This is a genomic window from Alcanivorax sp. (assembly GCF_014762765.1).
Classification (GTDB): Bacteria; Pseudomonadota; Gammaproteobacteria; order Pseudomonadales; family Alcanivoracaceae; genus Alcanivorax.
In genome coordinates, this window is record NZ_JABURH010000150.1 from 1 (window position 1) to 7,347 (window position 7,347).

The following is a 7,347-nucleotide window of genomic DNA, read 5'->3' on the forward strand; positions in this document are numbered from 1 at the left end:
GGCATGCGTGAAGCACTGCGGCCCAGCAGCCAGAAATATCAGCTGGACATCCGTGACAGAAAGGGGTTTGCAAAACTGGCCATGCGTACCGGCGCCCCGGTTATTCTCTCCGCCTGCCCGGCAGCGGATGACATTTATCACGTGGTACCGAACCCGGTGACCGACTGGGTGTACAACCGCTACAGGCTGGCCGCCCCGGTTATCTTTGGCAAGTACGGCACCCTCATTCCCAAGCCGGCCAAACTGGTTCACTACCTGAATGCGCCGATGTCACCGCCTGACAATGGCACAGACGATGATCCTGAAGCCGTCGATGCCTTCCATGCCAGGCTGGAAAGTCGCCTGCAGGAAATGCTCACGGAACATGCGAGCGCCTGAAAGATGCACCGCCAGACCTCAGGATAACCATGAAAGAAACCGTCGCCGTTTTCGGCACCCTCCGCTTCCCTCCCGAATCCATGGACGCCGTCAGGCCCCATCTCAAGACCTTTGTCGATGCCACGCGCAATCTTGACGGCTGCCTCGCCTACGATGTGGCGGAAGATATGTTTGATCCCGGTCTGATTCGCTTTTCCGAACTCTGGCCAGACAATGGCTCTCTGGATACCCATCTGGTGGCGCCACATATCGTGCCGTGGCGAGAAGCCGCTAAGCGGCTTGGGCTTCTGGAGCGGGCGTTTACCGCTTACGATATTCATGGCTCTCGGCCTGTATAAGCCGGGAAAGACATAAAGCACCGCATTTACAGCAAGGACGCTGACACATGAAAAGCGCACAACAGTTCTGGGACAAGGCGGCGGCCCGTTATGCCAAAAGCCCGGTCAAGGATGAAGCGAGCTATCAGAAGAAACTGGCGATTACCCGGGATTACTTTCAGCCGGACTGGTCTGTGTTCGAATTCGGTTGCGGCACCGGCAGCACCGCCATTCTTCACGCGCCCTTCGTCCGGGATATTCTTGCAACGGATGTGTCGGCAAAGATGCTGGAGATCGCAGAGGCAAAAGCCCGTGATGGAGGCATTGATAATATCCGTTTTCAGCAGGGTACGCTGGATAGCCTTTCGCTGACGCCGGAAAGTTTTGATGCGGTGCTGGGGCTGAATATTCTACACCTGGTGGAAGATCCTGAAGCAGCTATTTCCCGAGTGAGTTCCCTGCTGAAACCCGGCGGTGTTTTCGTTTCCAACACGGTGCTGGCCGATGACATGAAGCTGCACTGGCGCCTGCTGATTCCGCTGATGCAGGCACTGGGTTTTGCACCCCATGTGAGTCGCTTTGGCAAGAAAGGATTGCTCGCCATGCTGGCTCGGGCTGGCTTTGATATCGACCATGAATGGCAGCCGGACAGCCTGTCTGTCTTTATTGTGGCCAGAAAGCGCGCCTGACTGTTTCGTCAGTTTTCATTCCCCTCCCGGAAAAACGACGGCGCTACGCCGGTCCAGCGTTTGAAGGCGCGGCGGAAGTTGGCGGTGTCGCCGTAGCCCAGGGTGTAGGCCAGTTCCTGAATGGTCATGTGCTGGCTTTTCAGGTATTCCATGGCCAGGGCGTGGCGGACTTCGTCGAGGATTTCCTGGAACGAGGTGCCTTCATCCAGCAACCGGCGGTGCAGGGTTCGCGGGGTCATGTGCAGGATGCGGGCGGTGACGGTGAGTGAGGGAAAGTTCACCTGTTTGGCCAGCATCAGTCGGCGCACCCGTGCCGATACGGACGCATCCGATACCAGGTTCTGTAATTCCCGTTCGCAGAGTTTTTCCGCATGTTCGAAGGCGGCCGGGTCGGCGGTTCTCAGGGGCTGATCCACCACTTCCAGCGGCAGGGACAGGCCGGTCCAGCCCTGGCTGTAGCGTACAGGGCAGCGAAACAGGGAGCGGACCAGTTCCCGGTCGAAGGCTTCCGCAAAGGTAAAGCTGGCCTCAGCCACCTGACAGTTGCCCAGGGTAATGAAGTCGAGCACGTTCTTTACCGCCACCACCACGGCCCCCAGCAGGAAGGGCCCCACCTCACCCAGCGGCAGCAATTCCCGTATCTGCAGATTCAGGTAGTTGCCCTCCATCTGATGGCTGACCATGACCAGGTTGATACGCAGGGGAATAAACCGCTCCAGTAATTCCACCACCTGGCGGACAGAACCACTGTTCATGGCTGCATAGCCGACCATGCCATGATTATTGATGCGCAGCCGCTCGCCCACCATCAGACCCAGGGCGGATTCTCCGGTGATCGCTTCCGCTTCCAGAAACAGGGCTCGGACCACCTCCCAGGGAACGCTGGTATCGGCCTGTTCAAGATCGGCCAGCGACAGCTCATGAGAAGCCAACCAGGGAGCAACGTCGATCCCCATCTCCGTGAGCTGGTCTGCCACCTGGCGGAGATAGTTGATGGACAGTGCCCATTCCATCGGCTGGTTCATGGCTGGCAAGATCCGAAAATTCGCATTGTCAAAAAATGACCCCCATCTGTCTACAGACAACCTACCCCAGCACCGGTCGCATATCTAGCATAGATCTCCACTGCTCAAACCCCGAGCACGACAACGGTACAGGAAGGTAACAAAGCACAATAAAACCTTACGTATTGGCTGCCTTTCATCAGGGAGAACATCATGCGATATGCAAAACAATTTATTATTTTTCTCGTGGTTTCCACGGCCCTTTTCGCCAACAGCACTCACGCCAGCATTGGCAACAAACGCACACTCTGCGTTTTCGATCTGGTCGGTGCCAACGGTGATTTCTACGGCATCATGAAGGATTTCAAGACCGCCGCGCTCGGCTGGGGCGTGGACATTGAATTGAAGCCCTATACCGACGAGAAAATTGCCGCCGAAGATTTGAAGGCGAAGCAATGCGATGGCGCCCTGCTTACCGGCATCCGTGGCCGTCAGTTCATCAGCTATACAGGCAGCATGGATTCCATCGGCGCCATCCCCGACTACGATGCCATGCGCATGGTGGTGACGATCCTGGCCAGCGGTAACCCCAAGGTAAACCCACATCTGGTGTCCGGCCCCTATGAGTTCGGCGGCCTGGTGCCCATGGGCGCAGCTTATCTGTTCGTGAAGGACAACAGCATCGATACGGTGGAAGAACTGGCGGGAAAATCCATTGCGGTGCTGGAATACGATGTGGCCGAGGCGAACATGGCCAAGCGTGTGGGCATGTCACCGGTGATGTCGGATATCACCAACTTCTCCACTCGTTTCAACAACGGTTCCGTGGATACCTGCTTCGCTCCCATCTTCGGTTATTCCGCCCTGGAACTGTACAAGGGCATGCAGCCGGACGGCGGCATCATTGATCTGGTGCTCGGCCAATTGAGTGCACAGCTGATTCTTCGCAAGGATCTTTTCCCCGCAGATTTTGCCGATCAATCCCGTAAGTATCTGGCCGGCCAGTTTGATCGTGCCATGCGCATCATCAACAACGCCGACGGCGAAGTGAATGAAAAGTGGTGGATCAATATTTCTGATGCAGAAACTACTCGTTACGACGAAATGTTTCGCCAGGCCCGTATCGATCTGGCCAACCAGGGCGTTTACAACAAGGACATGATGAGCCTGCTGCGCAAGGTGCGCTGCAAGGGCAATCCGTCCCGAGCGGAATGCGTCAATCCCGTCGAATGATCTGATCGATTATTTCTTTTCTTTCAACGTCATCTTGCAGTGATCTGCACAGCATTATGCGAGGCATTATCATGTTGGAAAAAATCAATCCTGATACCTTGTTGCGTTTGAAAAAATGGGGCTACCTGGCCTGCTGGATGCTCTTTCTTCCCATGGTGCCGTTTTCCGCGCTGGTGGGTCGTGAGCAGGGTACCCAGAATCTCTGGGCCTGGATGATTCTGGCGGTGTTCTTCATTCTGGTGCCGGTGGTGGATTACCTGGTCGGCAAGGACCCGGTGAACCCGGATGAAGAAAAACAGGTCCCCGAACTGTCCCAGGACAAGAGCTACCGCGCCCTGCCCCTGCTGCTGGCCGTGGCCTGGCTGGGCCTGCTGTTCTATGCCGGCCATGTGTTCGTCAGCAATGACTATTCCTCGGCCGGCATGCTCGGCTGGATCATGTCCATCGGTCTGCTTGGCGGCATGATCGCTATCAACCTGGGTCACGAGCTGATTCACAAGGACCCCAAGGTGGAAAACTGGATGGGCGGCCTGCTTTTGTCGTCGGTGACCTACGGCGGCTTCAAGGTTGAGCATGTGCGTGGTCACCATGTGCATGTGTCCACCCCGGATGATGCGTCTTCCAGCCGCTATAACCAGTCTCTGTATGATTTTCTGCCCAAGGCGTTTGTGCGCAATTTCAAGAATGCGTGGAAACTGGAAAAGCTGTACCTGGAACGCAAGGGCAAGAACAACATCAGCATTCATAACGAGCTGATCTGGTGGTACGGCATCTCCTTCCTGTTTGCGGTAGCCTTCGGTGTCCTGTGGGGTTGGCAGGGAGTGCTGTTTTTTGTCGGCCAGAGTTTCTTTGCGGCGCTGGCGCTGGAGATCGTCAACTACATCGAACACTACGGCCTGCATCGTCGCCAACTGCAGACCGGTCGCTATGAACGGGTCACCCCGGCACACAGCTGGAACTCGAATTTCCTTGTGACCAATTTGGTGCTGTTCCAACTGCAACGCCACAGCGACCACCACGCCTATGCCAAGCGTCGTTACCAGGTGCTGCGCCACTATGACGAGAGCCCGCAACTGCCAGCCGGTTATTCCGCCATGATGTTGCTGGCCATGGTGCCGCCATTGTGGAAAGCCGTGATGAACCCGCGGGTGGAAGCCTACTACCAAGGCGAGCTGGATCAGCTGTTCCGCGAAGGCCCGCGCATCAACAATATTGCCTGATTGCGGTATCGGTGAGTGGCCTTGCGCCGCTCACCGGTGTTTTCGTACTGCATCACAGTCCGGTGTTTTACCGACACATTGCCACCGCTTTCCCCTCCCTTCGAAAAGCATTAACGCCTTTTTTCAACACGGTAGCGCCCTTTGACCGGCCACGCCAAATGCCTACACTGCCAGAGTCAGGATCTTGTCGAAATCGGCCAGGCCCGTTCGATCATGAAATAGATACCTCTGAACGAAAGGAGTCGCCCTCATGACCTCGAAAAAAACTGCGCTTCCGCCAATCGCCTCCCCTCAAGAGTGGGAAGCGTCTCGACAGGCCCTGCTTGCCAGGGAGAAAGCCTTGACCCGGATGCAGGACGAACTGGCTGCCGAACGCCGCCGGTTACCCATGGTGCCCGTGGAAGACAACTACACCTTCACCGGGCCGCATGGTGAGGTGGGTCTGGTGGATCTGTTTGAGGGACGCCGGCAGCTGATTGTCTATTGCGCAATGCTCGAGCCCGGCGCCACCCCCTGTGAGGGTTGCTCAATGGTGATGGACAACATTGGCCACAATCTTGCCCACGTCAACGCCAGGGATACGACGTTCGTGTTCACCTCCCCGGCACCGCAACACGAGATCCTGGCACTGCAAAAGCGTATGCACTGGCAGGCGCCCTGGTATACCGACCATCAGCGTCGTTTCGCGGATGCGTTCGGCGCCGGCAAGGGGTTTGCCATCAACGTGTTTATTCGCGACGACGACAACCTGGTCTACCGCACCTACTTCAGTACCGACCGTGGCGGAGAACTGTTCGATACCCATTTCCGGCTGCTGGATATCACCCCGTACGGCCGCCAGGAACAGTGGGAAGATTCGCCCGGTGGCTGGCCACAAAGCGAGCCCTACCAATGGTGGCGTATGCACGATGACTACTAGTTGATAAGCATGCTGGCGGATATGGACTTAGGCATGGCGTTCGCCAACTGCTATCTCCACGTTGAGACGAAACGCATCTCCCGGGCCAGGCAGGGTGAGTTAACCATGTGCAATACGGACAACGCTATTGCCCGACAACTTCCCACACAAGGGTTGAAACTCCCGTTATAACCCTTATCTTCACGCACCCCGGCCTTTCTTCTTGCCGGATTATTTGAGCAACGGACTCGACTTGATGCACTGCGCCAGTTTTTTTGCCGTCTGGCCCGATGGCGGCTGTTCGAGTGCCCAGGTCGCCAACAGGAGATGATGACACTGAACGCCTTTTAGCAAGGCTGTTTCTGAACTGTGGATTAGATCGCGGAGGTGATTTGATGTCAGCGCAGAATCTGACTTGCCCGGCCCCGATACAGGCCGATCCCTACCCCACCCGGCTTCACCAGCACCCGGAACAACCCTGGCGCGAGCGCCGGGAGCACACGGTAAAAGGCCGCCACCTGCCCGGCCCGTTGACCGACCAGCAATTGGATCGATTTGAGAAAAACGGTTTTCTTTTCGAGCCCGGATTTCTGCCGTCTGACGAGGTGGCCACGCTGACCAAAGCTATGAGCGAGCTGCTCAATCGCGAAGACTACCGTGACAAACCTTTCACTATCACCGAGCCGGGCAGCCAGGAGATCCGTTCCGTGTTTGCCGTGCATTTTCTGCACCGGGCATTCCAGCACCTGGCCCGCGATCCGCGACTGACCCAACGAGTGGAGCAGATCCTCGGCGGTGGCCACTATGTGCATCAGTCCCGCATCAATTACAAACCTGGCTTCAAGGGAAATGGATTCAACTGGCATTCAGATTTTGAAACCTGGCATGCAGAAGACGGAATGCCAGAGATGCATGCGGTAAGCGCCTCCATCATTCTGACGGACAATCATCCCTTCAACGGACCGCTGATGCTGATCCCCGGGTCCCACAAACACTTTATTCCCTGTGTAGGCCCCACACCGGACGACCACCACAAGCAATCACTGAAGACCCAACAGATCGGTATACCTTCAGAAGCCGCGCTGACGACAATGATAGATCGCTATGGCATCGAGGCCCCCACCGGCCCGGCTGGCAGCCTGCTGCTGTTTGACTGCAACACCCTGCACGGCTCCAACGCCAATATGTCACCGGATCCGCGCAGCAATGTGTTCTTCGTGTTCAACCGGCGCGACAACGCCTGCAACAAACCTTATGCAGCCAGGAAACGGCGTCCTCGATTTCTGGGGCATGAGCCTGATCGGCTTTGGCAAGCGGACGATAATTGATAGTTGATAATGGATAATTGATAACGCGCGATTTAGGGCCTGAGTCGCTGAAACGATTAAAGCCGCGCACATATCATTGCGCGGCTTTTGTGTTTCGTTATCAATTTTCAATTCTCCATTATCAATTGGATTCATTCTTGTGCCGAAAAAACCGCTGGATACTGGAAAAGTCTTTTTCAGAATAGCCATGGTTTCCATGGGCGGCGTAGAGGCTTTTTGCCAGGTTGCCCATGGGGGTGGCGGATTGGGTGCTGAGGGCGGCTTGCAGTGCCAGGCCCAG

Annotated in this window: 8 protein-coding genes; 7 read left to right on the forward strand and 1 reads right to left on the reverse strand. The window is 56.3% G+C overall.

The features are described 5' to 3' along the window. The 3 genes from HUJ17_RS10865 to HUJ17_RS10875 all read left to right on the forward strand — a co-directional run. The coding region (locus HUJ17_RS10865; protein ID WP_290510709.1) for a hypothetical protein at positions 1-378 on the forward strand (378 nt) is incomplete at its 5' end. A 29-nt stretch (positions 379-407) separates the two neighbouring features. After that, positions 408-716 carry a putative quinol monooxygenase gene (locus HUJ17_RS10870; protein ID WP_290510710.1) on the forward strand — a complete coding sequence of 103 codons (309 nt, stop codon included), beginning with the start codon at positions 408-410 and terminating at the stop codon, positions 714-716. A gap of 47 nt (positions 717-763) precedes the next feature. Then, positions 764-1,384, forward strand: coding sequence for a class I SAM-dependent methyltransferase (locus HUJ17_RS10875; protein WP_290510711.1), 621 nt, complete (start codon positions 764-766; stop codon positions 1,382-1,384). Between the two features lie 8 nt (positions 1,385-1,392). On the opposite strand, the gene HUJ17_RS10880 is transcribed toward HUJ17_RS10875, so the two are convergent. Continuing rightward, the gene (locus HUJ17_RS10880; RefSeq protein ID WP_290510712.1) at positions 1,393-2,409 is read right to left on the reverse strand and encodes an AraC family transcriptional regulator; all 1,017 of its coding nucleotides are present in this window, start codon (positions 2,407-2,409) and stop codon (positions 1,393-1,395) included. Between the two features lie 192 nt (positions 2,410-2,601). On the opposite strand from HUJ17_RS10880, the gene HUJ17_RS10885 reads away from it, so the two are divergent. The 4 genes from HUJ17_RS10885 to thpD all read left to right on the forward strand — a co-directional run bounded on the left by HUJ17_RS10885 (position 2,602) and on the right by thpD (position 7,067). Then, positions 2,602-3,621, forward strand: a complete 1,020-nt coding sequence (locus tag HUJ17_RS10885; protein WP_290510713.1) for a putative solute-binding protein — start codon at positions 2,602-2,604, stop codon at positions 3,619-3,621. Positions 3,622-3,692: 71 nt separating this feature from the next. Then, positions 3,693-4,841, forward strand: a complete 1,149-nt coding sequence (locus HUJ17_RS10890) for an alkane 1-monooxygenase (protein ID WP_290510714.1) — start codon at positions 3,693-3,695, stop codon at positions 4,839-4,841. Positions 4,842-5,091: 250 nt separating this feature from the next. Next, positions 5,092-5,760, forward strand: a complete 669-nt coding sequence (locus HUJ17_RS10895) for a DUF899 domain-containing protein (protein WP_290510715.1) — start codon at positions 5,092-5,094, stop codon at positions 5,758-5,760. Positions 5,761-6,134: 374 nt separating this feature from the next. Continuing rightward, positions 6,135-7,067 carry an ectoine hydroxylase gene (gene thpD, locus HUJ17_RS10900; protein WP_290510716.1) on the forward strand — a complete coding sequence of 311 codons (933 nt, stop codon included), beginning with the start codon at positions 6,135-6,137 and terminating at the stop codon, positions 7,065-7,067. Positions 7,068-7,347: the final 280 nt, after the last annotated feature.

What these genes read in the sequence shown, in the direction of transcription:
- HUJ17_RS10870 (WP_290510710.1), top strand. Translation starts at nt 408, where the DNA reads ATGAAAGAAACCGTCGCCGTTTTCGGCACCCTCCGCTTCCCTCCCGAA.
- HUJ17_RS10890 (WP_290510714.1), top strand. Translation starts at nt 3,693, where the DNA reads ATGTTGGAAAAAATCAATCCTGATACCTTGTTGCGTTTGAAAAAATGG.
- HUJ17_RS10880 (WP_290510712.1), bottom strand. Translation starts at nt 2,409, where the DNA reads ATGAACCAGCCGATGGAATGGGCACTGTCCATCAACTATCTCCGCCAG.
- HUJ17_RS10875 (WP_290510711.1), top strand. Translation starts at nt 764, where the DNA reads ATGAAAAGCGCACAACAGTTCTGGGACAAGGCGGCGGCCCGTTATGCC.
- thpD (WP_290510716.1), top strand. Translation starts at nt 6,135, where the DNA reads ATGTCAGCGCAGAATCTGACTTGCCCGGCCCCGATACAGGCCGATCCC.
- HUJ17_RS10885 (WP_290510713.1), top strand. Translation starts at nt 2,602, where the DNA reads ATGCGATATGCAAAACAATTTATTATTTTTCTCGTGGTTTCCACGGCC.
- HUJ17_RS10895 (WP_290510715.1), top strand. Translation starts at nt 5,092, where the DNA reads ATGACCTCGAAAAAAACTGCGCTTCCGCCAATCGCCTCCCCTCAAGAG.